This window comes from Streptomyces flavusporus, from assembly GCF_046267975.1.
GTDB classification, from domain to species: Bacteria; Actinomycetota; Actinomycetes; order Streptomycetales; family Streptomycetaceae; genus Streptomyces; species Streptomyces flavusporus.
On the sequence record NZ_CP176503.1, the window covers coordinates 1,666,050 to 1,692,558 of the forward strand.

Below are 26,509 nucleotides of genomic sequence, written 5' to 3' on the forward strand. Positions count from 1 at the left end.
CGCCCTTGCGAGCAGCAGAGGAATCACCTTGCCGTACACCATCCGCGCGGGCGGCCTGGAACGCCACACCGCCGAAGAAATCCTCCGCATCGAGCCCTGGGGGCCGCACTCGGTGCGGGTCCGGGCCTTGTCCGGGGGCGTCGACCCCGCCGCCCCCGGCGCGCTGGAGAGCCCCTCGCCTTCTCCGGAGGCCGACCTGTCCGTGGCGGAGGACGGCTCCGCCCGCCTGGTCAACGGCCGCCTCGCCGTCGAGGCCGCGGCGGACTGCCGGCTGAGGTTCCTGCATGCCGCCTCGGGCCGTGAACTCCTCGCCGACAAGACCCCGTACACCCACCATGCCGGCCCCCGCGTCCATGCGGCGGGCGGTAGGACGGAGCAGCACTTCGAGGCCTACGACGGGGAACGGCTGTACGGCCTCGGGCAGCATCTGCACGGACGCCTGGACCAGAAGGGCTGTGTGATCGACCTCGTCCAGGGCAACACCGTGGCAGCCGTCCCCTTTCTCCACTCCTCGCGCGGCTACGGACTGCTGTGGAACAACCCCGCCACCGGCCGCGTCGAACTGGGCGCCGACACCACCCGGTGGACCGCCGACGCCGGCGGGCGCGTCGACTACTGGATCACGGCCGGCGACACCCCGGCCCAGATCCTGGACGCCTACACACTGGCCACCGGTCGCCCGCCCCTCCTCCCCGAGTGGGCATCCGGTTTCTGGCAGTCGAAGCTGCGCTACCGCTCCCAGGGCGAACTCCTCTCGGTGGCACGGCAGTACAAGGAGCGCGGACTGCCGCTTTCCGTCATCGTCTGCGACTTCTTCCACTGGCCGAGGATGGGCGACTGGCGGTTCGAGGAGAGCGAGTGGCCCGACCCCGCCGCCATGGTCAAGGACTTGACGGACCTCGGGGTGAAGCTCGCCGTCTCCGTGTGGCCGACCGTCGAGCCCGGCAGTGACACGCACGACCGACTGCGCTCGGCCGGGCACCTCGTGCGGGACGCGGACGGCGGCCTGCTCACCTTCCCGTGGCCGTCCCGGTACAGCGGGGATGCGCTGACACGCCCGATGGCGTACTACGACGCCACCCACCCCGGGGCACGCGCCGCGCTGTGGCAACGGCTGAACGACAACTACCGTTCGCTGGGCGTGGGTTGCTTCTGGCTGGACGCCTGCGAACCCGACCTGCCCCGGGAGCTCGCCGACCGCGCCGTCTACGCGGCCGGACCGGCCGCCGAGGCAGCGAACCTCTATCCCCTGGAGCACACCCGCGCGGTGGCCGACGGCCTGCGCGCGGCGGGCGAGGACCGGCCGCTGTCGCTGGTCCGCTCGGCGTGGGCGGGCAGCCAGCGTCACGGGGGCCCTGCTGTGGTCCGGCGACATCCCCACCACCTTCGATTCCCTCGCACGCCAGATCAGGGCCGGGCTGAACGTCGCGATGAGCGGCATCTCCTGGTGGAACACCGACATCGGCGGCTTCGTCGGCGGCGACCCGGACGACCCCGCCTACCGTGAGCTGCTGATCCGGTGGTTCCAGTACGGCACCTTCAGCCCCGTCATGCGGCTGCACGGGGACCGCGAGCCCAACCACCCCTCCTTCTCTACGGACATGACCGGCGGGCCGAACGAGGTCTGGTCCTACGGGGAGGAGGCGTACGGCATCCTCCGCGACCACCTGGTGCTGCGCGAGCGCCTGCGCCCGTACCTGACGCGGCTGTCCGAGGCCGCCCACCGCACCGGCGCCCCGGTGATGCGCCCGCTGTTCTTCGACTTCCCCGACGACGAGCACGCCTGGGACGTGGACGACCAGTTCCTGCTCGGCCCCGATGTGCTGGTGGCCCCCGTGTACGAGGAGGGCGCCCGAGCCCGCCGGGTGTATCTGCCGTCCGGCGCCCGCTGGCTCGCCCCGGCCACCGGACGCGTGGTGGAGGGCGGTACGACGCTCGAAGCGGACGCCCCGCTCGAGCGCGTTCCCGTCTTCGTCCGCGAGGGGGCCCACGTCGCCGCTTTGCTCGGCTGACCTCCTTTGGACGTAGACATGCGCAAGAGAGCAACCCCAGCCGACGTGCGGCTGGGGTTCCTCGAGCCGTGGATCGGGCAGGTCAGCGCTGCAGGGTGAGCAGGCCCGGCCGGTACGGCAGTTGCACGTAGGGGGTGTTCGGCGGGATGTTGGGGGACAGGCCCTGGTAGAGGAACTGCAGGTTGCAGGGGTCGATGGTCATGGTCTGGTCGGGGTTGGTGCGGATCAGGTCACCGTGGCTGATGTCGTTGGTCCAGGTGGCACCGCTGTTGGCCTTGCCCGCGAAGGGGCTGCTCTCGCTGCCGGCCTGGAGGGTCCACGGACCGTTCAGGCTGGAGGCCGTGAACGAGCGGAAGAAGCGGTGCTCGATCGCACCCCGAGCCTCAACGATCATGAGGTACTGGTTCTGGCCCTGGACCTTGTAGACCTGCGGCGCCTCGAACAGGTTCTTCTCCGTGTCGCTCATGATCGTCGTGTACGACGAGCCGAAGCTGCTGGGGAAGTTCCCGATCGACATGGTCGACTTGTAGATCTTGCCGTTGTCACCGGCGAAGAACATGTACATGTTCTGGTCGTCGGCGATCAGGGTCGGGTCGATCGCGCTGCCGTTGGGGACACTGCCGGTGAACAGCGGCTGCGGCGCGGACCAGCCGTTGGGGTTGGTGGGGTCGCTGGACGTGCGGTAGGTGAAGGTCCAGGCGGTACCCCACCCATTTGAGGCCAGCACCCAGATGTTCTTGGGCGCGAAGTAGAACAGGGTGGGCGCCACCGCGCCCTGGCTCATGCCGGTCTGGCCGGCCGTCGCCATGTCCGACCAGTTCGTGAAGGGACTGAACCCCATCGACTTCCACGACGATCCGTCAGAGGCGGTCGCGTAGACCAGGTGCCTGCCGTTGTACGTCACGGTGGTGAAGTCCTTCAGCGAGGCCCACCCGTTCGCCGGCTGCGCCAGCGGACCCGTCGAGGTCCACCGGTACGTCGACGGAAGAGCACACGTGCCGCCCGGCGGCGCGGACAGGCCGGTCCACTTCTGGTTGCTGCCGCCGTTGCAATTCCAAAGCTGCACCGCCGTGCTGTTGGCCGTGGCGCCGCCGCTGACGTCCAGGCACAGCCCGGACTCCACGCCGACGACCGTGCCGTCGGCGTTCACCCGCCACTGCTGGTTCGCACCGCCGGAACAGGTCCAGATCTGCACCCGGGTCCCGGCGGTCGTGGCGTGGCCCGGAACGTCCAGGCACTTGTTGCCGTACACGGTGAGCTGGTTGCTGTCCGTCAGCGTCCACTGCTGGTTGGTCCCGCCGTGGCAGTCCCAGATCTGCAGGTTCGTGCCGTCGGTCTGGCTGGCACCCGGCACATCGAGACACCGGCCGGAACCAACACCGCGCAAGGCGCCGCTGGTGGCCGCCTGAGCCGGGTTGGCGACGAGCGTCGCCGCCGAAGCGACCAGGGCCGCGAGCGCCATAGACAGATGTCTGCGGCTGAAGATACGTCTGTGCATGGGGTCCTCATTCCTTGAGTATGCGTTTTCGGTTGGCGCGGACAGGTCAGGCCCAGGGGCTGACCACGGTGAAGGAGCTGTCGGCGCGGAACGTGTCGGTGTCCTGGTAGAGGTCCACGCGCAGCGCGTAGTTGTAGTGGCGCAGGTAGCGGCCGGGGTAGTTGTACGACTCCAGGCGGACGGAACCGGAGGCGGTGCCGGGGCGGGCGCAGTAGGTGGCGTCCTTGTTGAAGGTGTCGGTGCCGTTGCTGCTGTCGAAGCGGACCCGGAAGTCCCAGTGGCGCAGATAGCGGCCGGCGGAGTCGCGGAAGGAGTAGCAGTTGGCGTCGGCGAGGCCGGGCACGACGGTGAAGGTCGCGCTCTGCTTGACGGCGGTGCTGCTGGAGGCGCTCACCGGGTCGATGTGGCCGAGGCTGTCGGAGCGCACCACGGCGTACCGGCCGGGGAAGTTGACCGACCGCAGCGACCTGGTGGTGTTGGTGGGCAGGGTGACACCGCCGGAGACCGTCTCCTTCAGTACGGTGGCGTGGCGTATGAAGCCGGTCAGCCCGGGCACCTCGGTGGGCGTGGACCAGGTGGCGAAGTTGTCGTAGCTGTCGCTGTACCAGTACTTCCCGGCGCGGTAGCCGTCGTAGTAGATGCGCCAGCCGCCGTTGTCGAGCGGGACCAGGGCCGGGCCCTCGACCCAGCTGCCGAATCCGGCCCAGTCGCCCGTCTTCCGCATGGTGTAGGGGCCGGTGAGGCTGGAGGCCGTGGCGTACTCGATGTACTTCGTCGTCTCGTTCTTGGTGAACGCGTGGTACGTGGAGCCGACCTTGACGATGAAGGTGTCGATGTGGTTCGAGCCGATGCCGGACAGCTGGGCGGGCGCGGACCAGGTGGTCAGCGCGGAGTTGGTCGCCGTGATCTTGTAGGCGGTGAAGTGGGTGGCGGTGCTCGCCGACGTCAGGGACACGATGACGTTGACGCTGCCGTCGATGTCGATGAACCACTCGGGCGCCCAGGTGCGGGTCAGGCCGCTGATCGGGATCGTGTAGTTGTACAGGAACGTCCAGTTCACCCGGTCGGCACTCCGGGCGAAACCGATGGTGTTCCCGGTCCAGTTGGTGGTGTAAGTGATGTAGTAGTAGCCGTCTGTGTGCTTGAAGATGCTGGGGTCCCGGATCAGACCGGACGGCGGAGTGTAGGCGGGGCCCTTCCGCAGGGTGAATCCGGTGGCGTCCGGCGAGTCGTACACGTACATGTTCGACTCAACGCTGTTGGTGAACGCGGTCATCGTGTACCGCGTGGCCTGCCCGGCAGGTGGGGCGGCGGCGGAGGCGGTGCCCTGAAGGGCGGGGACACCCAGCAGGACCAGCAGCAGCGGGCCCAGCAGGGCGAGCAGCGTTCTTACGGTTCTGTTCAACTCTTCCTCCGGGCCGGGCATCACGAGACGGTGAACATCTGGTGGTCGGCGCCGTCGAACGGGCGTTGCTCCAACTGGTCGCCCTGGGCGCCGCCCGCGGTGAGGTAGAGGCCGCTGTGGCGGTTGAGGAGCCGGATACGGCCGTTGCCCGCGTCTTCCGCCAGCCATTCGTCGTTGGTGTTCGCGTTGGCCTCGTACGAGTACTGGACGGCCTTCGCGCCCGCGTCGCGGGAGGCCCACCGGATGACGACGTCCTTGCCACTCGCCTGGTTGACGATCCGCGTGTATCCGTCGCCGAGAGGCATGAACGCGAAGCGCTGGTTGGTGCCGCCGGTGCTGGGCCAGCGGATGATCGCGGCGTCGTTCGCGAGGCTTGCGCTCTTCACGTCTAGCACGTGGCTGCCGCCGGCGACGGTCACCGTACGGTTCCCGGTCGGGATGACCGGCGCCTTGGTCAACTTGACCACATGGCCGCCATTGGCGACCGCCGGGACGCTCAGCATGTCACCGGCCTGGATGACCTTGCTGGTGCGGGTCAGACCGTTGGAGCCGTCGGTGGTGATCTCCGCGTGCCAGGTGCCGGAGCCGAGAAACGTGGTCGGGTAGCTGATGGTGGTGGCGCCGCCGCGCCTCAAAGCCCCGACGAACCACCGGTCGCCGTTGCGGCGCGCGATGACCCCCCCGGTGAGCGGGTCGCCCGAGACGTACTGCGTCTCGTCCCACACGGTCGGCAGCATGCGCAGCCACCGCTGTGCCTCGGGCCGGGCCTGGTAGTCCGAGATGCGGCTGCCGGGCAGCATGATGCCGCTGTCCAGGAGTACGCCGAGGGCGAGTTCGGCGGCGTCGCTGTTCGGGTTGCCCTGCTGGAAGCTCATCGGCGAGTAGTCGGCCGGGCCCAGTACGCCGCGAGTGAACGGGAGCGCGGCCACGTGCCCGATGTCCCGGCCGCCGGGGTATTCCTCGCCGCGGACGGCCTCATTGGTCAGCACGTGCGGCCAGGTGCGGTGGACGCCGACGGACAGGCGCGAGCCGTGAAGGTCGACCATCAGCCTGTACCGGGCGGTGTCGGCCAGGGCCGCGTCGTACCACTGCTGACGGGCCCGGGTCTCGGAACCCATGAAGTCCATCTTGACGCCGACGACACCCCACCCGGTGATCTTGGTGAACTCGGCGTCCCGCTCGGCGGCGGTGTCCAGGTCCTGCCAGTGGTACCAGAGCATGATCCGCACGCCGCGTTCCCGGGCGTAGGCCACGAGCTCGGGAATGATCGCCTGGTTGGCCTTCCACCCGTCGTCCACAAGAAGGTAGGGCCAGCCCTGCGAGGAGGTGTAGTCGGCCCACTGCTTGAGCTTGGTCAGGTCGCGCTGGGTGTCCCACATGCCGTCCAGCCACGGCCACGCGGCGACACCCGGCTTGATCCACGAGGTGTCGGAGACCTTCGACGCGGGCGCGACGTCGTCGACCAGCGTGGACTCCACGACCGTCGCCGTGCTGCCGATCACGGCGGTGCGCCACGCTGTGACGAACGCGCCGGATCGCACGATCTGCGCGTCGGCCAGCGCGACAGTGAACCGGCCGGTGCCCTGGGTGTGGGTGAACCGGCCACCCGAATAGCCACCGTCCACACCGGACTCGGCGAGCAGCACCCGCGCGCCGTTGGTCTGCTGGGCCAACATGCCCATGTCGTAGGAGCCCGTCGGGACGTCGGCGACCGTAGAGGTCACATAACCCCGCTCGTGATCGGGACTGAACACCTGCCGGGACAGCTGGGCGTCGGTCGGCAGCTCGAACGACGTCCCCTCGCTCAGCACGGTCGCACCCGACGGCAGTTCGTACCGCAGCGCCATACCGTCCGCGGACGTGCGGACGTGCACGGTCATCTGCGCGGAGCCCTTCGCGAACACCAGTCTCGTCTCGGTCGCGGACCGCGTCCGGACGCGGGACTTCCCCGCTGCGACCTCGTAGCTGTACGAGACGGGCGTATCCGTGCGGCTGACGAACTCCAGTCCGGTGGTGAAGTCGGCCTGGCTGGTCACCAGCCCGATCGGAGCGGGTATCAGGGCTTGGCGGCAGTTCCAGGTCGCGCCGAGCGACAGGGCGCCGTTCGCGTCCAGCGCCACGGTGGCGCGCACGCCGTCACAGCCGGTCTGTGCGACACCGGGCTGGACCGAGGTCCAGTTGCCCGGCGTGGCGGCGGATGCGGGCACCGCGGTGACCGAGCCTATGCCGGCGAGGACGGCGGCGGCCGTCCCGGCGACTCGCATCCCGCTTCGTTGGAGGAATCTCATGCGGCCTTCCGGGTGGTTGCAGGTGGCCCGCCGCGTATCGCTCGCGCCGGGAGTCGGAGGGTTCAGGCCCAGGGGCTGACCGCCGTGAAGGAACTGTCGGCGTGGAAGGTGGCGTTGTCCTGGTAGGGGTCGATGCGCAGCGCGTAGTTGTGGTGGCGGAGGTAGCGGCCGGGGTAGTTGTACGACTCCAGGCGGACGGAACCGGGGGCAGTGCCGGGGCGGGCGCAGTAGGTGGCGTCCTTGTTGAAGGTGTCGGTGCCGTTGCTGCTGTCGAAGCGGACCCGGAAGTCGGTGTGGCGCAGGTAGCGGCCGGACGCGTCACGGAACGAGTAGCACTTGGAGTCGGCCAGGCCGGGGACGACGGTGAAGGTGGCGTTCTGCTTGACCGCCGTGGCGCTGGAGGACGTCACCGGGTCGAGGTAGCTGCGGCTGTCCGAGCGCACGACGGCGTAGCGGCCGGGGAAGTTGACCGATCGGAGCGAGCGGGTGGTGTCGGTCGGTAGGGCGGTGCCGGCGGTGACCGGGTCGATGCCGCTCAGGGTGAGGACGACCTTCTTGATCAGGCCGTCGGAGGCGAACTCCAGCTTGTCGATGGTGGTTTCACGGTGGGTGCCGTCACCGCCTGGGATGGCGAAGCGGTGGTAGGCGATGTACCAGTCGTCGGTGTTCGGGACCTGGACGACGGAATGGTGGCCGGGGCCCTTGATGCCGAGCGAGAGCTCCTTCTCGAGGATCACGCCCCGCTTGGTCCAGGGGCCCCTCGGGGAGGGGCCGGTGGCGTAGGCGACGCGGTAGTTCTCGTCCCGGGTGTCGTTCTCCGACCACATGAAGTAGTAGGTGCCGTTGCGCTTGATGACGAACGTGCCCTCGTTGTAGCCGCTGGGGGTGATGTCGGTGACCTTCGAGGCGTCGAAGGAGACCATGTCGTCGTTCAGCGGCACGACGTACGCCCTGCCCTGGCCCCAGTAGAGGTACGACTGACCGTCGTCGTCGGTGAAGACCGCCGGGTCGATCATCTGGCCGGCGTACGCGCCGCGGGCGATCAGCGGCTTGCCCAGGGGGTCCTTGAACGGGCCGGTGGGCGAGTCGGAGACCGCGACGCCGATGTTCGTGTCGGCGGAGTAGTAGAAGAAGTACTTGCCGTTCTTCGCCTCGATCGTCGGGGCCCAGGCCCTGCTGTCGGCCCAGCTGATGTCCGGGCCGAGGTCGAGGATGACCCCGTGGTCGGTCCACTGGACGAGGTCTTTGGAGGAGTACGCCTTGAACCGTGTGCCGCTCCACCCCGGGAAGCCGTCCGTCGTCGGGTAGAGGTAGTAGGTGTCGCCGAACCTGATGATGTTCGGGTCGGCGGTGAGCCCTGGCAGGACCGGGCTCCTCATGATGGCCTGGGTGTTCTGCTCGGCGGACGGGTTCCCGGGGGTCGCCTGGGCGGGTACGGCCGGGCCGGCGAAGCCCCACAGCAGCGAGGCGACGGCCACGGTGGCCGGAGCGGCCGGCCGGAATCTCCGGCGGTCGGGAAGTCTCACGCTGTGCATGGGTCACATCCCTGAAGAAGACATGGCTGTGGCGAGGCGTGTTCGGGCGTCCGGGTCGCCATGAGGGCGCCGGAATGCCTGTCGGCGTCGGGTCAGCTCGTCACGCGGAAGGTGGCGTCGCTGCGTCCTGTCGCGGTGGTGATCGGGTCGAGGCGGAGTTGGTAGGCGTAGTGGCGGATGTAGCGGTCGGGGTGGCTGTACGACTGGAAGGACGACCAGCCCGAGTCGGCGAGGCCGGCGACCTGGCGGAAGGTGGCGTCCGCGGCGAACCGGGTGGTGCCGTCGTTGTAGGCGAGCTGGAAGTCGTAGTTGGCGTGCCGCAGGAAGTAGCCGGGGTAGTTCACCGACTCGAAGGAGACGGTGCCGGAGCCCGCCAGGCCGGGCCGCAGCCGGAACTGGGCGTCGGGGCCGGTGATGTTCTGGTCGATGCGCACGTCGAAGTCGGCGTGCCGCACGTACCGGTCCTGGAAGTTGAACGACTGCAGCCGCTTGGCCGGGGTGTTGGCCCAGCGGGCGAGCACGCGGCTCTCCTCGGCGGCCGTCAGGTTCAGGATCGAGCCGTGGCGCTTCTTGGTGCCGCCCATGTTGTAGCTTCCCGACGCCGGGAGCTTGTAGGCGCCGGGGCTGGAGGGGTCGGTCGTCGTGACCGGCATGTAACCGCGGTTCGAGGCGTACTGGTCGAGGTAGAGGGTCCACTCGTTGCGGTCGCGGAACTTCATCCACATCGGACCCTCGACCTGGGAACCGGTCAGGCCGATGCCGGAGAGGTTGCCGAGGTTCGTCCACGTCCCGAGGATCGAGTTGCTGCCTTCGAGGGTGATCTGGCCGTCGCCGGAGGCCCGTACGTAGCGGTAGGCGCCGACGCCGGCCGGCAGCTCGACGATCTGCGTGTCGATGATTTCCTGGGTGCCGGGGCGGTCGATGTAGATCTGCGGGGTGGTGATGGTGCGGAAGTCCTTGGTACGGGCGTAGAAGATGCGGTGCTTCGTCGCGCCGTCGAGGGGCACGTTCGTCGCCCAGTACAGGACGTAGTCGTTGGTCTCGGGGTTCCAGATCGCCTCCGGCGCCCACGCGTTGCGCCCGTCAGGGATCGCGCCGGCCACGTTCAGCAGCCACGGCTGCGACCAGGTGACCAGGTCCGTCGACTCCCACACCACAAGGTTGCGGCTGCCGTCGTTGATGGCCTGATTCCACGTCTGCCCGCAGCCGATGCACAGGTCGGTCGCGATGATCCAGTACTTGTCGCCGCCCGGGGAGCGGACCAGTGCGGGGTCGCGCACCCCGCGCGTGCCGACCGTGGAGCGCAGGGTCATCCCGCCGCTGTTGAGGTCGTTCCAGTGGAGGCCGTCCGTGCTGTGCGAGAAGTAGATCTGCTGACCGGTCGCCCCCTCACCGATGAAGTGCGCCATCAGGTAGCCCGGGTCAGCAGCGGCCGCCCGCACCGGTGTGGTCAGGGCTTGGCCGGTGAAGAGGAGGCACGCGGCGAGCAATATCGCCGACAGCCGGGCGCGAAGCGCGGACATGCACATCTCCTGTCGTTCTGCCGTGGTGACGGCGGGCCGGACGATGCGGTTGGCTGATCCGAGCGCGGGTGGTCGCTGCGCAGCAGGACGGTTGGCGGTTTCTCGGCGACAGCTGTTGCGCTCGGCGGCGTTCCCTCCCGGTGGTCGGCCGGGGCAGCCTCCGCAGCCAACTCGCTGTCCCGCCAGTCGAGTTGTGCGACATATCGAACAGTGTTCGTAAGATCGGGCAGACAATAGATGGGCGAAACAGGGTGCGTCAATACATCCGACCTGACCGAGCTCGGGCGCCGAAACCTCACGGTGGCCGCGCTCTGCAGTGGCACGACTCGGGCACCGCCGACCACAACTGGCACATCATCACCGACGGAAACGCGGTCCGCTTCCGCAATGCCCACAGCGGCAAGGTGCTCGGCATCCAGGACATGTCCACGGCAGACGGCGCGTTCGCAGGGACTAGACGAGTCATTCCGAATGGTTAGTGGTCGTAGGCGACCAGTGATCGGGTGATCGGCTGGCGGGTCTTGTGGTTGTGCCAGATTGCTGCGGCCATCGCGAGGATGCGCTGGGCGACGCGGACTGCGACGCCTTCGAAGGTCCGGCCGCCGTGCTGTTCCAGGTCGAGCTGGCCCTTGAGAGTGTCGTTGACCGACTCGATCAGCTGTCGCACTGATTTCAGGAGGCTCTCGCCCTTGCGTTTCTTCTCACGCTTGAACGAAGGCCGCAGCAACTCGGCGCCCCTCAAGGCCAGATCGGCCTCGAACTCCTTGGAGGCGAAGCCCTTGTCCGAGATCACCAGCAGCCCAGGCCGGTCCGTGACCGTCTCCGGTTCACGGTCGAGCATCGCGGTCAGTACCTCGCGCTCGTCCATCTTCGGGGTCGCCAGAGCCCACAGGATCGGCATCCCGGCCGGGGTGCACACCAGGAACAGGCGCAGGCCCCAGAAGAACCGGCTGTGGCTGGCGCAGTACCCGTATCCGGCCCAGCCGGCCATGTCCGACCGCTTCACCGTGGGACGCGAGCGACCGCATTCCACGGGCGTGGAGTCGACGATCCAGTGGTTGTCGAACCAGAAGTCCGTGTCGGCGGCCAGCAGCCGTATCGCCTTCTTGACCAGCGGCAACGCGGCCCTCAGCCGCTTGTTCCAGCCCGGCTGCTTGGGCACGTACGGGAACATCGCGCCCAGCCGGGAGTCCACGAACCGCAGCCACCGCGACTCCGAAGTGAAACCCAGCAGCGCCTGCGCGACGGCGAGGCAGACGAGCTCGGAGTCCGTCAGCCGCGGCGGTCGGCCCAGCCACCGGGTGCCTCCGATCCCGTCGTCGATCTTCACGTACAGTGCGGTCAGCAGGGCGTCTAGGTTGTTCGTCACACAACGATCTTGGACGCCCTGTCTGCGTTCCCGGACGCACCGTCAGCATTCGGAATAACTCGTCTAGTGTCTTGTGATCCTGTTCATGGAACCTGAGGCGTCTGTGATCGTTGAGTCTGGTATGGATCTCTCCTCTGAACAGATTGCTGAGCTGCGGGAGTTGGCGGGTTCGCGGCATGTGCCGGCTGTCGTGGCGCTTCGCGCGCGGGTCGTGTTGTGGTCGGCCGAAGGGCGGCGGCGAAAGGACATCGCCGAGCTCGCCGGTGTGGCACCGCTGACGGTGGACCGGTGCAAGTCCCGCTATGCCGAGCGTGGTGTTGCCGGGCTGGAGGACAAACGCCGGGGCGGGCCGCGAACTCAGGTGCCGCCTCGGGTGCGGGCGCGGGTGATCGCCTTGACGAGGATGTCCCCGCCGGCGGATTCCGGGCTCTCGCACTGGTCGACGCGATCGCTGGCCGACCACTTGAAGCGGCGCGAGGGCATCTCGGTGTCCTGGCATTACGTTGCCCGCATCTGGCGTGAGGAGAATCTGAAACCGCACCGCTCGGGCACCTTCAAGATCTCGAAAGACCCGGCGTTCGCGGAGAAGGTCGCCGACATCGTCGGCCTGTACCTGGCCCCGCCCGGTGGCGCCGTAGTGCTGTCGGTCGACGAGAAGACGCAGGTGCAGGCGCTGGACCGGACCCAGCCGGTGCTGCCGGTGGCCTTCGCGGCCACCGAGCAGCGCACCCATGACTACGTCCGGCACGGCACCACGAACCTGTTCGCCGCGCTGAACGTCGCGACCGGAGAAGTGCTGGGCGAGTGCAAGCCGAGCCGGAACGGCGCGAACTTCCTGGCGTTTTTGAAGAAGGCCGTCAAGCCGCACGCGGGGAAGGAGATCCATGTCGTCCTGGACAACCTCTCCACGCACACCACCCCGGGCGTGAAGGCGTGGCTGGCGAAAAACCCGCACGTCCACTTCCATTTCACTCCCGTCGGGTCCTCGTGGCTGAACCAGATCGAGATCTGGTTCGGGATCATCACCCGGCAGTCCATCCGCCGTGGCACGTTCTCCAGCGTCAACGTCCTGGTCAAACAGATCCGCGACTACATCAACTCCTGGAACGAGAACGCGAAACCCTTCACCTGGACCGCCACCGCCGACGAGATCCTCGCCAAGGTCCGCCTCGTCCAGACCAGCGTGAAGAAACTCGTCAACAACAACTCGAAGTAACACAATCAGGATCACGAGACACTAGTACTGCAACGACACTCCGTGACGTTGTGGGTGCCGCGTCGTTGATTGTTGCGTGGGGGAAGAGATAACTGACGGCTGGACAGGTGCGTTTGACGACTTCGTGGCTAGGTTCGCAGGCCGGTTCGGCCGGGTGGAGCCACGGCGACGGATGGTGTCCTACCTGCGAGGACTGCTCAGTGAGACAGAGCGGAAGAACAGCTGGACCCTGGCGGAGGCCGCCGGGGACGGCGGTCCTCAAGGCATGCAGCGGCTGTTGAACCACTACCTGTGGGACGCGGACGCCGTGCGTGATGACGTCCGTGACGCAGTGGTGGAGCGCCTCGGAGACCCTGAGTGGGGGATCCTCATTCTCGATGAGACGGGATTTCTCAAAAAGGGCGTCAGATCGGCGGGCGTGGCCCGGCAGTATTCAGGAACGGCCGGACGGATCGAGAATTCCCAGGTGGGTGTCTTCCTGGCGTATGGATCAGGTATGGGCCGGGCGCTGATCGACCGCGAGTTGTATCTCCCGAAGGAATGGACATCGAACCGTGAGCGCTGCCGGGCGGCCGGTATCGGTGATGATGTGGAGTTCACCACGAAACCCGACCTGGGCTTGCGCATGCTGAAGCGTGCCGTGGAGTCCGGCATCCCGTTCGGGTGGGTCACCGCCGATGAAGTCTATGGGCAGACAAGCCGGATTCGTATCTGGCTGGAAGAACATGACATCCCTCATGTACTTGCGGTCCCGAAATCGCAGATGGTCATGACCATGGAGTTTTTCGGCCAGGCCCGGGCGCACAAGCTGATCGGCGAGCTCCCCAACGATGCGTGGACGCGCATGAGCTGCGGCGACGGCGCTCACGGTCCACGCGAATACGACTGGGCCGCAGCGGCGATCCGGCCCTGGCGGCGCCAGGGCTGGGACCACTGGCTGATGGCACGGCGCAGCGTCACCGACCCTACGGACATCGCCTACTACATCTGCTTCTGCCCGGCCGGAACTCCGCTGGAGAAACTGGTGCAGGTCGCGGGATCACGGTGGATGGTCGAGGAATGTTTTCAGACCGCGAAGAACGAAACCGGACTCGACCACTATCAGGTCCGCGGCTACACCGCATGGTACCGGCACATAACACTCTCCATGGCCGCCCTCGCCTTCCTCGCCATCCTGCGAGTCGAGGCAAAAAAGGGGATCCGGAAACTGGTACCGCTCAATCCCTCATACCCGTGACCATGAACGAGGCCCGGCGGCTCTTCAACCGCATCTCCTCTCCTATCCGCCACTGCATCCAGCACGTAATCGCCTGGTCATTATGGCGAAGAAGGAGCCAGGCCCGAGCTCGCATCAGCCACTTCAAACGACGAGGACATCACGGAGTGTCGTTGCAGTACTAGCCTCGGGCTTTCACCAAGCGGGCCGTCCGAGGGTTGATCAAATAGGCGAGGAGTGCCTCTGAGCTGGGACGATAGGGCTTGTCGAAGGTCCTGTTCGTCGCCAAGAGAGAAGCACTCCCCGGGTGAAGAAGCGTAGCGGGTCGTACCCGCCTGTCCGAGTCGAGGGCAACGGCCGTGCGGTGGTCTCGCAGGCCGGTGCCGTGCTGTTGGTGGAGACGGTCCGCAAGATCGGCCTGGATCAGGCGATATCTCAGGCGCTGGCGCCGTGGTGCAAGCCACGGGCGGTGCACGACCCAGGCAAGATCCTGCTGGACCTTGCGCTCGCGACCGCCCTGGGCGGGGACTGCCTGGCCGATATCGCGATGCTGAGGGCCGGACCGGCCCTCTTCGGGCCGGTGGCCTCCGACCCGACCGTCTCCCGCCTCGTCGACACGCTCGCCGCAGCGGGCTCTCGGGCACTGGCCGCCATCCGCACCGCACGGGCCGAAGTCCGCGACCGCATCTGGAAGTTGGCCGGGCCCGATGCTCCGCACGCCGACGGGCAGGTGATCGTGGACATCGACGGCGTGCTGGTGCTGGCCCACTCCGACAAGGAAGACGCCACACGGACCTGGAAGAAGACCTATGGGCATCATCCGCTCCTGGCCTTCGTCGACCACGCAGGCGGCGGCACTGGAGAGCCAGTCGCGGGACTGCTGAGGCCGGGCAGGGCGGGCAGCAACACCGCCGCCGACCACATCGAGACCACCCGCCTGGCGCTGGCCCAGCTGCCGAGGAAGTTCCGGCGCGGTCGGCGCACCCTGATCCGCACCGACTCCGCCGGCGGTACCCACAAGTTCCTCGACTGGCTCACCGCGCGCGGCCGGTGGCTGTCCTACTCGGTCGGCATGACCATCACCGAACAGATCCATCAGACGGTGCTGAAGATCCCCGCCTCGGCGTGGACGCCGGCCGTCGAACCCGGCGGCCAGATCCGTGACGGGGCCTGGGTCGCCGAACTCGCCGGAGACGTCCTGGACGGCTGGCCCAAGGGCATGCGGCTGATCGTCCGCAAGGAACGCCCGCATCCCGGCGCCCAGTTGCGTTTCACCGATGCCGACGGCCATCGCCTGACGGCGTTCGCCACCAACACCCCCGGCGCCGCGATCGCGGCGCTGGAACTACGGCACCGCCAGCGGGCCCGCGCCGAGGACCGCATCCGCACCGCCCGCGCCACCGGCCTGCGCAACCTGCCTCTCCACGACGCCGCGCAGAACCAGATCTGGCTGGAGATCGTCCAGATCGCCCTCGACCTGCTGGCCTGGATGCCGATGCTGGCCCTGACCGGCCCCGCTCGGCTGTGGGAACCCAAGCGCCTGAGGCTGCGGCTGTTCTCCGCCGCCGCCCAACTCGTCACCACCGGCCGGCGCCGCATCCTCCGCCTCGCGAAACACTGGCCCTGGACCGACGTGACCACCGAAGTCCTGAAACGGCTCGCGGCCCTGCCGAACCCTGGCTGACCAGCAGCTTCCCATCCCTACGAGCAGCACCACCCCGACCGGAGCCGTGGAACCCGGCGCCCACCCGACGCGACAGCCGGGCCACAGGCCTGCCCGTGATCAGCCCGGACGACCGAAACGGCCCGCCAGAGAATCCGACGGACCGTCACGAAAGATCGAGGCTAGGGGGTGTGTGACGCCGTCGTCGTCCCGAAGGGGAAGTGTTCGCTCGAGCGCAGGTGTTCCCTCAGCCACTGCTCGGTGTTGCTCACGTGCAGCAGTGCGGCGGCCTGGCTGAGGGCGGCATCCCGGGTGGACAGGGCGTCGAAGATCGCCTCGTGCTCGGCGAGGGTGCGGCCCGCGGCCTTGTCGTCGACCAGACCGCGCCAGATGCGGGCGCGCAGGGTGCGGCCGGAGATCCCTTCCAGGAGGGTGAGGAGGGTCTCGTTGCCCGTGGCCGAGACGACGGCGCGGTGGAAGGCGGCGTCGTGGGCGTTGAGCCGTTCGACGTCGTCGCGGGCCTCGCGCATGGCGTCCAGGTGCCGCTTCACCTCGGCCAGTTGCTCGTCGGAGATCCGGGTGGCGGCAAGTGCCGTGGCCATCGGTTCGAGGAGCCGCCGTACCTCCATGAGATCCTGAAGGGCGACCGAGTCGCCCTGCAGCAGCTCCACCGCGCCGCCGAGACCCTCCAGGAGCAGGCTGGGCTGCAGGCTGGTCACATAGGTGCCGTCGCCGCGCCTGACGTCCAGAACCCGGGCGACGGCCAGTGCCTTGACCGCTTCCCGGGCGAGGTTGCGGGACAGTCCCAGCTGGGCGGCCAGGTCGGGCTCCGGCGGTAGCTTCGAGCCCGGAGGCAGCGCACCGGTCCGGATCAGCTCACGGATCTGCTCGATGGCCTTGTCCGTCAAAGACACCGCGCATCCCTCCCCCCACCGTGCCCCGCGAGCACGTCCGACCTGATCAGCCCCTGCGCGCGCAGATCGTCCCAGAGGCCGTCGGGGACGCGCTGATCATGGAGTTCCACGTTTCGTCCGACCTGTTCCGCAGTCCGCATGCCGAGAGTGACGTTGATGATACTGGGATGCGTGTACGGGAAGGCGATCGCGGCGGCGGGCAGGGTGGTCCCGTGCGCCTCGCAGACCTCGGCGATCGCCCGGGCACGGGCGACCATGGCCGGCGGGGCGTCCTGGTAGTCGTACTTCATGCCCTCGGCGGGCCGGTCGAGGGAGAGCAGTCCCGAGTTGAACACCCCCACCGCCACCACGCTCTTGCCGAGTTCCCGCGCGGCGGGCAGGACGTCGTCCAGCGCCGACTGGTCCAGGAGCGTGTAGCGACCGGCCAGCATCACCACGTCGGCGGCCGTCTCGCGCAGGAAGCGGGCGAGCATCGCCGACTGGTTCATGCCGGCGCCGATCACGCCGATCACCCCCTGGTCGCGCAACTCCGCGAGGGTGGGCATGGCTTCCTCGGCCGCCTGCCGCCAGTGGTCGTCCGGATCGTGCAGGTAGACGATGTCGAGGCGGTCCAGGCCGGTGCGTTCCAGCGTGTCCTCGAGGGAGCGGAGCACGCCGTCCCGGCTGAAGTCCCACTGCCGGCGCAGGTCGTCCCGTACGACGAAGCCCCAACTGTCGACGCCGCGTGGCTCCTCGTTGGGCACCAGCAGCCTGCCCACCTTGGAGGAGATGACGTACTCGTCACGCGGGCGGCCTCGCAGGGCGGCGCCCAGGCGGCGTTCGGAGAGGCCGAGGCCGTAGTGCGGTGCGGTGTCGAAGTACCGTATGCCGGCCTCCCAGGCCGCATCCACGGCGGCCGTCGCGTCCTCGACCGGGGTGACGCGGTACAGGTTGCCGATCACGGACGCCCCGAAGCCGAGCTCGGTGAGGGAGACGGACGTGTTCTGGATCTTCCGCTGGTGCAAGACGTACTCCTGGGATACGAGTGAGGGGGCGCCGATCAGCGTCTGACGTGGGCCGACCCGCCCGCGATGAGCGCCTCGACCTCGGCGAGCGAGGCCATGGAGACGTCTCCGGGCGTGGTCATGGTGAGCGCGCCGTGGGCGGTGCCGTAGGCCAGGGCGCGCTCCAGGCCGGTGCCGCCGAGCAGTCCGTGGATCAGGCCGGCGGCGAAGGCGTCGCCGGAGCCGATGCGGTCCAGTACGTGCAGGCCGGGCATCCGGGGGCCGGTGACGAAGCCGGTCTCGGCGGACCAGGCGGCCGAGGACCAGTCGTTGACGCCGGCCGAGGGGACCTCGCGCAGGGTCGTCGCCAATACCTTCGCGTCGGGCAGGAGGACGGCGACGGAGGCGAGTGCGTCGGGCACCTCGTCGGCACCGGCCCGCACGCCGCCCGGGTACGCCCCGGCCAGGCCCAGGGCGCCCACCACGACGTCGGCCTGCCGGGCGAGGCGCAGGTCGACCTCGCGGGCCGCTACTGCGCCGCCCCGGCCGGCCCACAGGCTGGGGCGGTAGTTGGGGTCGTAGGAGACGGTGACGCCGTGGCGGCGGGCCGCGGTCATGGCCTCGTCCGCGACGTCCACGGTGGTGTCGGACAGGCCCGCGAAGATGCCGCCGGTGTGGAACCAGCGGACCCCGGCCGAGAACACGCTGTCCCAGTCGACGTCCCCTTTGCGCAGCTGGGAGATGGCGGTGTGCGCGCGGTCGCTGACGCCCAGGGCGCCGCGGATGCCGTAGCCGCGTTCGACGAAGTTGAGGCCGTTGCGGGCGGTGCGGCCGATGCCGTCGTCGGGTACCCAGCGGATCAGCGAGGTGTCGACGCCGCCCTGGAGGATCAGGTCCTCGACGAGCCGGCCCACCGCGTTGTCGGCGAGCGCGGTCACGATGGCTGTGCGCAGGCCGAAGCAGCGCCGGAGTCCGCGTACGACGTTGTACTCGCCGCCGCCCTCCCAGACCTGGAAGGAGCGGGCGGTGCGGATCCGTCCCTCGCCCGGGTCGAGGCGCAGCATCACCTCGCCGAGGGCCACCACGTCGATCACGTCGTGCTCCTCTCCACCGCCTCGGCGGTCAGCCGGCGGATCTCCTCGTAGGCGCCCCGCCGAAGGTGGTCGGTGGTGGCCATCCAGCTGCCGCCGACGGCGAGGACCGCCGGGTGGGCGAGGTAGGCGGCCAGGCGGGAGGCGTCGATCCCGCCGGTCGGCACGAAGCGCGTCCGGGGGAAGGGTGCCGCGAGCGCTCGCAGCGTCGGCAGGCCGCCGAGCGGCTCGGCGGGGAAGAGCTTGACGGTGTCGAGGCCCGCCTTCAGGGCGCGCATCAGCTCGGTGGCGGTGGCGATGCCGGGCACCACGGGCACCCCCACCTCGCGGCACTTCGCGACGACCTCCTCGTCGAAGCCGGGCGAGACCACGAAGCGGGCCCCGGCCGCCACGGCCCGCTCCGCCTGCTCGGGTGTGAGGACCGTGCCGGCGCCGACGGTCAGGCCACCGTGGGCTGCCATCGTCTTCAGGACCTGTTCGGCGTCCGGCGTACGGAAGGTGACCTCGGCACACCGTGCCCCACCCGCGTTGAGCGCCTCGGCCAGCGGCGCGGCCGTGGCGGGGTCGGGCACGGTCAGCACCGGCAGGATCCGCGCGCCGGCCAGCACGTCGGCGAGCGCTGTACTCATCGCCCGAGCCATCCGCCGTCGACGGGCAGGACGACCCCGTGCACGTAGGCGGCGGCGTCCGAGGCGAGGAACACCGTGGCGCCCGCCAGGTCGTCGGCGTCGCCCCAGCGTCCGGCCGGGATGCGCTCCAGGATCGCCTTGCTGCGCACCGGGTCGTCCCGCAGTGCCTGGGTGTTGTCGGTGGCGATGTAGCCGGGGGCGATGGCGTTGACGTTCACACCGTGTGGCGCCCACTCGTTGGCCAGCGCCTTGGTCAGACCGGCGATGCCGTGCTTGGCGGCGGTGTAGCCGGGGACGGTGATGCCGCCCTGGAAGCTGAGCAGCGACGCCGTGAAGATGACCTTCCCCCGGCCGCGGGCCACCATCGACGCGCCGACCGCGCGGGTCAGCGCGAACTGCGCGCTGAGGTTGACCTGGAGCACCAACTCCCAGTCCGTGTCCGCGTGTTCGGCGGCCGGGGTACGACGGATCGTGCCCGCGTTGTTGACCAGGATGTCCACCGGCCGCTCCCGCCCGGCGAGGTCCGCGCCGAGTGCCCGTACGGCCTCGGGGTCGGCGAAGTCGGTACGGATCGCCTCGAACGTACGGCCCGCGGCGAGGACGTCCTTCTCCACCGCGCTGCCGGACTCCTCCAGCGAGGCGCTGACGCCGATGACGTCCGCGCCCGCCTCGGCGAGCGCGCGGGCCATGGCCCGGCCGATGCCGCGCCGGGCTCCCGTGACCACGGCGAGCTTTCCGGTGAGGTCGAAGGCGGTCATACGGTGGCTCCCTGGGCGTCGTCCGTGCAGTCCACGAGGATCTTCATCACGTCACCGCCGCCCTCCAGGGCCTCGAAGGCGGCGGGCGCCTGCGTGAGCGGCACGACCTTGCTGATCAGCCGCTCGGCCGGGATGGTGCCGTCGGCGACCAGGGTCACCGCCTTCTCGAAGTCGCCGCGGTCGTACAACCGGGCGCCGATGAGGGTGAGTTCGCGCCAGAAGAAGCGGTGCAGGTCGACCTCGCGGGGGCGGGGGTGGATGGCGACGAGGCACAGACGGCCGCGCACACCGAGGACTTCCACCGCCGTGTCCACGCCGCCCGCCGCGCCGGACACCTCGAAGGCGACGTCCGCGCCCGCGTCCCCGGTCCACTGCCGCACCAGCTCCGGCACGTCGTCGTCGGTCGGGTTCCAGGCTGTCAGCCCCAACTCCTCGGCCAGCAGCCGACGATGGGCGCTCAGCTCCACCACCCGGACCTCGGCGCCCGCGGCCCGCGCGACCAGCGCGATGAGGATACCGACGGGGCCGCCGCCGACCACGACCACCTTCTCCCCCTCGGTGACCTCGGCCCGGCCCACGTCGTGCACGGCGACCGCCGTCGGCTCGACGAGCGCGGCCCGGTCCAGGGGAAGGGAGTCGGGCAGCCGGACGAGCGTCGAGGCGGGCACGGTCCACCGCTGCTGCATCGCGCCCGGGGAGTCGATGCCGATGAAGTCGAGGTGCTGGCAGATGTGTTGGTGGCCGGTGAGACAGGCGGGGCAGGTGTCGTCCCAGCGCAGCGGCATCACGGTGACCGCGTCGCCGGGCTGCCAGCCCTCCACGTCGGGGCCGACGCGTACGACGCGGCCGGACATCTCGTGTCCCAGGACGGCGGGCGCCTGGACTCGGGCGTCCATGTCGCCGTGGAAGATGTGCAGATCGGTACCGCAGATGCCGACATAGGCGGGGGCCAGCTCCACCTCGCCGGGACCGGGCGGCGCGCTGAGTGCCGGAGCCGTGTCCAAAGTGTGGGCGGCCGTGTAACGGACGGCGAGCGTCATCGTGTCGTCAGGGTCCCTTCAGCGCGGACGCCGATGGTCAGCAGCAGGTTGGCGTAGGTACGGGTGTCGGCGGTGACGATCGCCAGCGCCAGGTCGGGCGAGCGGGCGGCGTCGTAGAACTCGAAGCGGCCGAGCGTGGAGACCGGGACGGGCGCCAGCATCGAGCGGTACTCGGCGATGGCGGGCGGCTCCGGTTCGCCCTCGGGCGGCACCATCACATGGGCCGACTCGACGGGCAGGGCCCGCAGCAGGACGTCGAGCACGGTGGTGACGTCCAGCAGGCCGGGGGCCAGGTTGAGGTGGACGGTCCGTGCGCGCTCGCCGGTGGCGGTGCTCGCCGGGTAGTGGCCGTCGGCGAGCAGCACGCGGGCGCCGTGGCCGGCTCCGGCCAGCGATTCGAGGATGCCGGGATGCAGTAGTTCGGTCAGGAGCACGGAAGTGTCCCCTCCTTCTCGTCGGACAGCCGGTAGAAGTCGGTCGCCGTACCGGACAGCACCGCCTGCGTTTCGCTCTCCGAACAGTCGCCCAGCAGCTCTTCGACGGTGGCGGCCCAGCGGTTCCAGCCACCGGCGAGGACGCAGACCGGCCAGTCGGAGCCGAACATCAGCCGGTCGGGACCGAAGGCGGAGAGCAGGACGTCCCACACCGGGCGGATGTCGTCGACGGTCCACCTCTCGTGGTCGGCCTCGGTGACGAGACCCGACACCTTGCAGCGGACCTGGGGATGCCGGGCCAGTGTCCGCAAGTGCCGATCCCAGTCCGTCAGTTCGCGCCGCGCGATGGGGGGCTTGCCCGCGTGGTCCAGGACGAGCGGCAGCTCGGGAAGGCGTTCCGCGAGGGCGATCGCCTGCGGAAGCTGGTGGCTGCGGACCAGCACGTCGTAACCGAGCCCGCGCTCCCCGACCACTCGTAAACCGCGTTCGACGTCGGGTCGTTGGAGCCAGCGCGGGTCCGACTCGCCTTGTACGACGTGCCGTACGGCCCGCAGGTATCTGCCCTCGGGCCCGGTCCGCAGGTCGTCGAGTACGTCCCCGATCGCGGGGGACGTCAGATCCGCCCAGCCGACGACGGCACCGATCAGCGGGTCGCTGTCGGCCAGGGCGAGGAGGTCGCGGGTCTCGGGCACGGAGGCGATGCACTGGAAGACCACCGTGCTCGTCAGTCGCCGTCCGGCGATCGTCCTGGTCGCGGCCGATCGCAGAGCGTGCGAGCTGAAGCTGCGGCGGATCGGCTCGTGGCCCGGTTCGTCCAGCCAGGGCTGCGGACGGACGTTGAGGTCCCACACGTGGTGGTGGGCGTCGACGAGGGCCTGGGCGTCAGACACGAGCGGTCCACACGGGGCCGTCGGGGTAGGCGTACTCCTTGAGGGACTCGGGGTGCATCTGCGCGCTCAACCCGGGCAGGGTCGGCGCGAGGTAGTGGCCGTCGACGATGCGCACCGGGTCGACGAAGTGCTCGTGCAGGTGGTCGACGTACTCGATGACGCGGTCCTCGGTGGTGCCGGAGACGGCGACGTAGTCGAACATCGACAGGTGCTGGACCATCTCGCACAGGCCGACACCGCCCGCGTGCGGGCAGACCGGCACCCCGAACTTCGCGGCGAGCAGCAGGATCGCGATGTTCTCGCCCACGCCGCCGACCCGCGCGGAGTCGATCTGCACGATGTCGACCGCGCCGGCCTGGAGGAGCTGCTTGAAGACGACCCGGTTGGCGATGTGCTCGCCGGTGGCGACCTTGATGGGGCTGACGGCCTGGCGGACGGCGGCGTGGCCGAGGATGTCGTCGGGTGAGGTGGGCTCCTCGATCCAGTACGGCTGGTAGGGGGCCAGGGCGCGCATCCAGTCGATCGCGGGCTGGACGTCCCATCTCTGGTTGGCGTCCACCGCGATGCGGATGCCGTCGCCGACCGTCTCACGGGCCGTGCGCATGCGCCGTACGTCGTCCTCCAGGTCCGCGCCGACCTTCAGCTTGATCTGGGTGAAGCCGTCGGCGACGGCTTCGCGGGCGAGGCGGGCCAGCTTCTCGTCGGAGTAGCCGAGCCAGCCGGGGGTGGTGGTGTAGGCGGGGTAGCCCTTGTCGAGCAGGTGGCCGATGCGCTGTTCGCGGCCGGGTTCGGCGCGGCGCAGGATCTCCAGGGCTTCCTCAGGGGTGAGGGCGTCGGACAGCCAGCGGAAGTCGACCTGTGCGACCAGGTCCTCCGGGGACATCTCGCCGAGGAAGCGCCATACGGGCTTTCCGGCTCGCTTGGCCGCCAGGTCCCAGGCGGCGTTGACGACCGCGCCGGTGGCCATGTGGATGGCGCCCTTCTCCGGTCCCAGCCAGCGCAGTTGGGGGTCGTGGACGAGGGAGCGGGAGAACGCGCCGAGGTCGGCGCAGACTTCTTCGACCGAGAGGCCCACCACGTGCGGGGCGAGGGCGGCGATGGCGGCGGCCTGGACGTCGTTGCCGCGGCCGGTGGTGAAGGCCAGGGCGTGGCCCTCGAGTCCGTCGCCGGCGTCGGTGCGCAGGATGACGTAGGCGGCGGAGTAGTCGGGTTCGGGGTTCATCGCGTCCGACCCGTCCAGGTGCTCGGACGTCGGGAAACGCACGTCCAGCACGTCGAGGGCGGTGATGCGGGCAGCGGCCGGGGAGGCGGACAGGGCGGATGGCATGGCGGCAACTCCTGTGAGACGCAGGGGAGATACGGCCCCTCGCGGCGGGATAAGAGACGGCGGGGGTGTCGGACGGCCGCCGGGTTCACTCCTGGACCTTGCCGCCTGTGATGCGTGAGATGGTCAGCGCGACCAGGATGATCAGGCCGTTGAGGGCGCCGATCCACTGGGCGGGGACACCGCCGAGCGTGAGCACGTTCTGGATCAGGAACAGCAGCAGGATGCCGCTGAAGGCCCCGAACATGGTGCCTTTGCCGCCGTTGAGGCTGATCCCGCCGATGACGGCGGCGGCGAAGACGGTGAAGATGTAGCCGTTGCCCTGTGCCGAGGCGACGGAGGCCAGGCGTCCGGAGAGCATCAGTCCGGCGAGGGCGGCGAGCACGCTGCCGGTGACGATGACGATCCACAGCACCCGGTCGGTGCGGATCCCGGCGGCCTTCGCGGCGTCGACGTTGCCGCCGATGGCGTACAGCGAGCGGCCGAAGCTGGTCCACCCGAGGACGACGATGGCGACGGCGAACAGCACCAGGCAGATCCAGATGGACGCGGGCATCCCGAACCATTCGGCGGTGCCGAGGTAGAGCATCGACTCGGGCAGCTGGAAGAAGGTCTGGCCGCCGGAGATGCCGGTGAGGACACCGCGCAGCACGATCAGCATGCCGAGGGTGACGATGAAGCCGTTGAGGCCGAAGCGGATGATCAGCAGGGCGTTGATCACTCCGACAAGCGCGCCCACGGCGAGGGTTACGGGGATGGCCCAGACGCCGGAGAGCAGTCCGAGTCCGTGGCCCGCGCCGGTCGGCACCACCAGCCAGGCGGCGACGCCGGGCGCGAGGCCCATGGTGGACTCCAGGGACAGGTCCATCTTCTTGACGATCAGGACCATCGTCTGGGCGAGGACCAGCAGGGCGATCTCGGACATCGTCTGCAGGACGTTGATGAGGTTGTCGGCCTGAAGGAAGACCGGGTTGACGATCTGTCCGACGATGGCGATGACCACGATCGCCGGGACGAGCGCCAGGTCGCGCAGGCGGGCCAGGGGGATGCGGCCGCCGAGCAGCGCGGTCCGCTTCGGCTGTCGAGGCTCCGGGGCCTTGGCCGCGGCGGTGTCCGCGAGGACTGTTTCAGGCATCACTTCAGGCATGCAGGTCCACTCCTTCCATCGCGGCCACAAGGTCGTGGTCGTGCCAGCCACGGGCGAACTCCGAGGCCACACGGCCCTGGAACATCACCAGGACCCGGTCGCACATGCGCAGGTCGTCGAGTTCGTCGGAGGCGATGAGCACTCCGGTGCCGGTTTCCGCGGTCGCCTCGACCCTGCCGAGGAGGAACTCCTTGGAGCGCACGTCCACGCCCGCGGTGGGGTTGATCAGGACCAGCAGCCGGGGGTCGTCGGCGAGGGCGCGGGCCATGACGACCTTCTGCTGGTTGCCGCCGGAGAGGGTGGAGACGGGCAGTTCGGGGCCCGGGGTCTTGATCGCGAGGTTCTCGATCATGCCCTCGGCGAGCCGGTCCCGGCGGCCGCGGCTGAGGAACCCGCCCCGGCCGAGCCTGCGGGGAACGGACAGGGTGACGTTGTCCGCGATCGACATGTCGGGAACGAAGCCCTGGTGGTGCCGGTCCTGCGGGACGCACCCGGCGCCCGCGGCGAGCGCGGCGGGCACGCTGCCGGGCCGGGGCCGGTTCCCGGCGATCTCCACTTCACCGCTGTCCGCCGCCCGCAGTCCTACGACGGTCTCGGCGACCTCTGTGCGCCCGCTGCCGGCGGCCCCCGCGAGGCCGACGATCTCGCCGGCCCCGACCTGGAAGCTGACGGCGTCGTACCCGTCGCCCCGCAGCGCGTGGACGTTCAGTGCGGCCGTGGCTCCAGGGTCGAGGGTGCTCGTACGTTCCTCGCGCCGGTCGGCCGCCGCCTCGCCGGTCATGGCGGCGACGAGGTCGGCGCGGGGCAGCTCCGCGACCGGAGCGGTGACGATGTGCCGGGCGTCGCGGAACACCGTCACCATGTCGCAGATCTCGTAGATCTCCTGGAGATGGTGGCTGATGAACAGGAAGGTGACGCCCTGGCGTTGCAGGTCGCGGATGCGGTCGAAGAGGCGGTGGATGGCCGCCCCGGCGAGCTGGGCGGTCGGCTCGTCGAGGATGATGAACCGCGCCCCGAAGGACAGCGCGCGGGCGATCTCGAGGAACTGCCGCTGCTCGACGCTCAGGTCGCCGGCCGGGGTCTGCGGGTCGACGTCCACCGACCAGGTCGAGAGCAGCTCTTGTGCCCGGCGACGGGTGGCCTGCCAGCTGATGAGCCGGCCTCGTCCGTGGTCGTGCCGGTTGAGGAAGAGGTTCTCGGCGACGGTCAGCGTGGGGATGATCGTCGACTTCTGGTAGACGCAGGCCACGCGCCGACGCCAGGCGTCGCGGTCGCTGAGCCGGGGGGCCGGCTCGCCGCCGAAGGTCACCGTTCCCTCGTCGGGGGCCTGCAGGCCGGTGAGGACCGACACCAGGGTCGACTTGCCGGCTCCGTTGCGGCCGACGAGCGCGTGGGTCTCGCCGGTCCTGATCGTGATCCGGGCATCGTTCAGGGCCACCGTCGGACCGAATCGTTTGACTATGCCCGCCGCCTCGACGACGGGCGGGTCCGAGGGGACCCGTCCGTCGTCCGCCGGGGCGGGCGCGGGGGTGACTGCTCGCTCCCCGTCGCTCATCTCAACCGCCTTGTGTCCG

Annotated in this window: 19 protein-coding genes and 3 pseudogenes; 5 read left to right on the forward strand and 17 right to left on the reverse strand. The window is 69.4% G+C overall.

Features of this window, described 5'->3' with window-relative positions; genetic code table 11:
* Positions 1–28: 28 nt before the first annotated feature.
* A pseudogene (locus ACKTSN_RS08170) lies at positions 29–2,012 on the forward strand (glycoside hydrolase family 31 protein).
* An 82-nt stretch (positions 2,013–2,094) separates the two neighbouring features.
* Here the strand turns inward: ACKTSN_RS08170 and ACKTSN_RS08175 are convergent.
* The 5 genes and pseudogenes from ACKTSN_RS08175 to ACKTSN_RS08195 form a co-directional block, all read right to left on the reverse strand.
* The gene (locus ACKTSN_RS08175) at positions 2,095–3,510 is read right to left on the reverse strand and encodes a non-reducing end alpha-L-arabinofuranosidase family hydrolase (RefSeq protein ID WP_409468481.1); all 1,416 of its coding nucleotides are present in this window, start codon (positions 3,508–3,510) and stop codon (positions 2,095–2,097) included.
* Positions 3,511–3,556: 46 nt separating this feature from the next.
* Entirely contained in the window at positions 3,557–4,936 is a 1,380-nt protein-coding gene (locus ACKTSN_RS08180) for a glycoside hydrolase family 43 protein (RefSeq protein WP_409468482.1), read from the reverse strand.
* Complete coding sequence (locus ACKTSN_RS08185) at positions 4,936–7,179, reverse strand: glycoside hydrolase family 97 catalytic domain-containing protein (RefSeq protein ID WP_409468483.1); 2,244 nt, start codon at positions 7,177–7,179, stop codon at positions 4,936–4,938. Before ACKTSN_RS08185 ends, ACKTSN_RS08180 begins: the two co-directional genes overlap by 1 nt.
* Positions 7,180–7,265: 86 nt before the next feature.
* Positions 7,266–8,582 (reverse strand): annotated as a pseudogene (locus ACKTSN_RS08190) (family 43 glycosylhydrolase); the annotation flags it as partial.
* 248 nt (positions 8,583–8,830) lie between these two features.
* Complete coding sequence (locus ACKTSN_RS08195; RefSeq protein ID WP_409468484.1) at positions 8,831–10,261, reverse strand: glycoside hydrolase family 43 protein; 1,431 nt, start codon at positions 10,259–10,261, stop codon at positions 8,831–8,833.
* A 299-nt stretch (positions 10,262–10,560) separates the two neighbouring features.
* Between ACKTSN_RS08195 and ACKTSN_RS08200 the strand changes: the two are divergent.
* Positions 10,561–10,704, forward strand: a pseudogene (locus tag ACKTSN_RS08200) (RICIN domain-containing protein); the annotation flags it as partial.
* Positions 10,705–10,736: 32 nt separating this feature from the next.
* Here ACKTSN_RS08200 and ACKTSN_RS08205 read toward each other — a convergent pair.
* A complete protein-coding gene (locus ACKTSN_RS08205; RefSeq protein WP_409468485.1) occupies positions 10,737–11,630 on the reverse strand; it encodes an IS982 family transposase in 894 nt (297 codons plus the stop codon).
* A gap of 121 nt (positions 11,631–11,751) precedes the next feature.
* On the opposite strand from ACKTSN_RS08205, the gene ACKTSN_RS08210 reads away from it, so the two are divergent.
* The 3 genes from ACKTSN_RS08210 (at position 11,752) to ACKTSN_RS08220 (ending at position 15,746) form a co-directional block, all read left to right on the forward strand.
* Positions 11,752–12,846, forward strand: coding sequence for an IS630 family transposase (locus ACKTSN_RS08210; protein WP_409468486.1), 1,095 nt, complete (start codon positions 11,752–11,754; stop codon positions 12,844–12,846).
* 88 nt (positions 12,847–12,934) lie between these two features.
* Positions 12,935–14,083: an IS701 family transposase gene (locus ACKTSN_RS08215; protein WP_409474772.1), complete on the forward strand. Its 1,149-nt coding sequence runs from the start codon at positions 12,935–12,937 to the stop codon at positions 14,081–14,083.
* A 286-nt stretch (positions 14,084–14,369) separates the two neighbouring features.
* Positions 14,370–15,746 (forward strand): IS1380 family transposase, encoded by a 1,377-nt coding sequence (locus tag ACKTSN_RS08220; protein WP_409468487.1) that lies wholly within the window; start codon positions 14,370–14,372, stop codon positions 15,744–15,746.
* Between the two features lie 161 nt (positions 15,747–15,907).
* On the opposite strand, the gene ACKTSN_RS08225 is transcribed toward ACKTSN_RS08220, so the two are convergent.
* The 11 genes from ACKTSN_RS08225 to ACKTSN_RS08275 all read right to left on the reverse strand — a co-directional run bounded on the left by ACKTSN_RS08225 (position 15,908) and on the right by ACKTSN_RS08275 (position 26,490).
* Positions 15,908–16,639: a FadR/GntR family transcriptional regulator gene (locus tag ACKTSN_RS08225; RefSeq protein ID WP_409468488.1), complete on the reverse strand. Its 732-nt coding sequence runs from the start codon at positions 16,637–16,639 to the stop codon at positions 15,908–15,910.
* Positions 16,630–17,643 (reverse strand): aldo/keto reductase, encoded by a 1,014-nt coding sequence (locus tag ACKTSN_RS08230; protein ID WP_409468489.1) that lies wholly within the window; start codon positions 17,641–17,643, stop codon positions 16,630–16,632. The genes ACKTSN_RS08225 and ACKTSN_RS08230 overlap by 10 nt, the downstream gene beginning before the upstream one ends.
* 35 nt (positions 17,644–17,678) lie before the next feature.
* Positions 17,679–18,716: a PfkB family carbohydrate kinase gene (locus tag ACKTSN_RS08235; RefSeq protein ID WP_409468490.1), complete on the reverse strand. Its 1,038-nt coding sequence runs from the start codon at positions 18,714–18,716 to the stop codon at positions 17,679–17,681.
* Complete coding sequence (locus ACKTSN_RS08240; protein WP_409468491.1) at positions 18,713–19,342, reverse strand: bifunctional 4-hydroxy-2-oxoglutarate aldolase/2-dehydro-3-deoxy-phosphogluconate aldolase; 630 nt, start codon at positions 19,340–19,342, stop codon at positions 18,713–18,715. The genes ACKTSN_RS08235 and ACKTSN_RS08240 overlap by 4 nt, the downstream gene beginning before the upstream one ends.
* A complete protein-coding gene (locus tag ACKTSN_RS08245) occupies positions 19,339–20,100 on the reverse strand; it encodes an SDR family oxidoreductase (RefSeq protein ID WP_409468492.1) in 762 nt (253 codons plus the stop codon). The genes ACKTSN_RS08240 and ACKTSN_RS08245 overlap by 4 nt, the downstream gene beginning before the upstream one ends.
* A complete protein-coding gene (locus ACKTSN_RS08250) occupies positions 20,097–21,140 on the reverse strand; it encodes a zinc-dependent alcohol dehydrogenase (RefSeq protein WP_409468493.1) in 1,044 nt (347 codons plus the stop codon). Before ACKTSN_RS08250 ends, ACKTSN_RS08245 begins: the two co-directional genes overlap by 4 nt.
* Positions 21,137–21,574 carry an RbsD/FucU domain-containing protein gene (locus tag ACKTSN_RS08255; RefSeq protein WP_409468494.1) on the reverse strand — a complete coding sequence of 146 codons (438 nt, stop codon included), beginning with the start codon at positions 21,572–21,574 and terminating at the stop codon, positions 21,137–21,139. The genes ACKTSN_RS08250 and ACKTSN_RS08255 overlap by 4 nt, the downstream gene beginning before the upstream one ends.
* Positions 21,565–22,464 carry an amidohydrolase family protein gene (locus tag ACKTSN_RS08260; RefSeq protein ID WP_409468495.1) on the reverse strand — a complete coding sequence of 300 codons (900 nt, stop codon included), beginning with the start codon at positions 22,462–22,464 and terminating at the stop codon, positions 21,565–21,567. The genes ACKTSN_RS08255 and ACKTSN_RS08260 overlap by 10 nt, the downstream gene beginning before the upstream one ends.
* Positions 22,457–23,791 carry an L-fuconate dehydratase gene (locus tag ACKTSN_RS08265; RefSeq protein ID WP_409468496.1) on the reverse strand — a complete coding sequence of 445 codons (1,335 nt, stop codon included), beginning with the start codon at positions 23,789–23,791 and terminating at the stop codon, positions 22,457–22,459. The genes ACKTSN_RS08260 and ACKTSN_RS08265 overlap by 8 nt, the downstream gene beginning before the upstream one ends.
* 85 nt (positions 23,792–23,876) lie before the next feature.
* The gene (locus tag ACKTSN_RS08270; RefSeq protein ID WP_409474773.1) at positions 23,877–24,923 is read right to left on the reverse strand and encodes an ABC transporter permease; all 1,047 of its coding nucleotides are present in this window, start codon (positions 24,921–24,923) and stop codon (positions 23,877–23,879) included.
* A 4-nt stretch (positions 24,924–24,927) separates the two neighbouring features.
* On the reverse strand, positions 24,928–26,490 hold the full coding sequence (locus tag ACKTSN_RS08275; protein WP_409468497.1) for a sugar ABC transporter ATP-binding protein: 1,563 nt from the start codon (positions 26,488–26,490) through the stop codon (positions 24,928–24,930).
* Positions 26,491–26,509: the final 19 nt, after the last annotated feature.

Coding starts and splice junctions, on each gene's coding strand:
- ACKTSN_RS08175 (WP_409468481.1), bottom strand. CDS start 3,510: ATGCACAGACGTATCTTCAGCCGCAGACATCTGTCTATGGCGCTCGCG.
- ACKTSN_RS08180 (WP_409468482.1), bottom strand. CDS start 4,936: ATGCCCGGCCCGGAGGAAGAGTTGAACAGAACCGTAAGAACGCTGCTC.
- ACKTSN_RS08185 (WP_409468483.1), bottom strand. CDS start 7,179: ATGCGAGTCGCCGGGACGGCCGCCGCCGTCCTCGCCGGCATAGGCTCG.
- ACKTSN_RS08195 (WP_409468484.1), bottom strand. CDS start 10,261: ATGTCCGCGCTTCGCGCCCGGCTGTCGGCGATATTGCTCGCCGCGTGC.
- ACKTSN_RS08210 (WP_409468486.1), top strand. CDS start 11,752: ATGGATCTCTCCTCTGAACAGATTGCTGAGCTGCGGGAGTTGGCGGGT.
- ACKTSN_RS08240 (WP_409468491.1), bottom strand. CDS start 19,342: ATGAGTACAGCGCTCGCCGACGTGCTGGCCGGCGCGCGGATCCTGCCG.
- ACKTSN_RS08245 (WP_409468492.1), bottom strand. CDS start 20,100: ATGACCGCCTTCGACCTCACCGGAAAGCTCGCCGTGGTCACGGGAGCC.
- ACKTSN_RS08250 (WP_409468493.1), bottom strand. CDS start 21,140: ATGACGCTCGCCGTCCGTTACACGGCCGCCCACACTTTGGACACGGCT.
- ACKTSN_RS08265 (WP_409468496.1), bottom strand. CDS start 23,791: ATGCCATCCGCCCTGTCCGCCTCCCCGGCCGCTGCCCGCATCACCGCC.
- ACKTSN_RS08270 (WP_409474773.1), bottom strand. CDS start 24,923: ATGCCTGAAACAGTCCTCGCGGACACCGCCGCGGCCAAGGCCCCGGAG.
- ACKTSN_RS08275 (WP_409468497.1), bottom strand. CDS start 26,490: ATGAGCGACGGGGAGCGAGCAGTCACCCCCGCGCCCGCCCCGGCGGAC.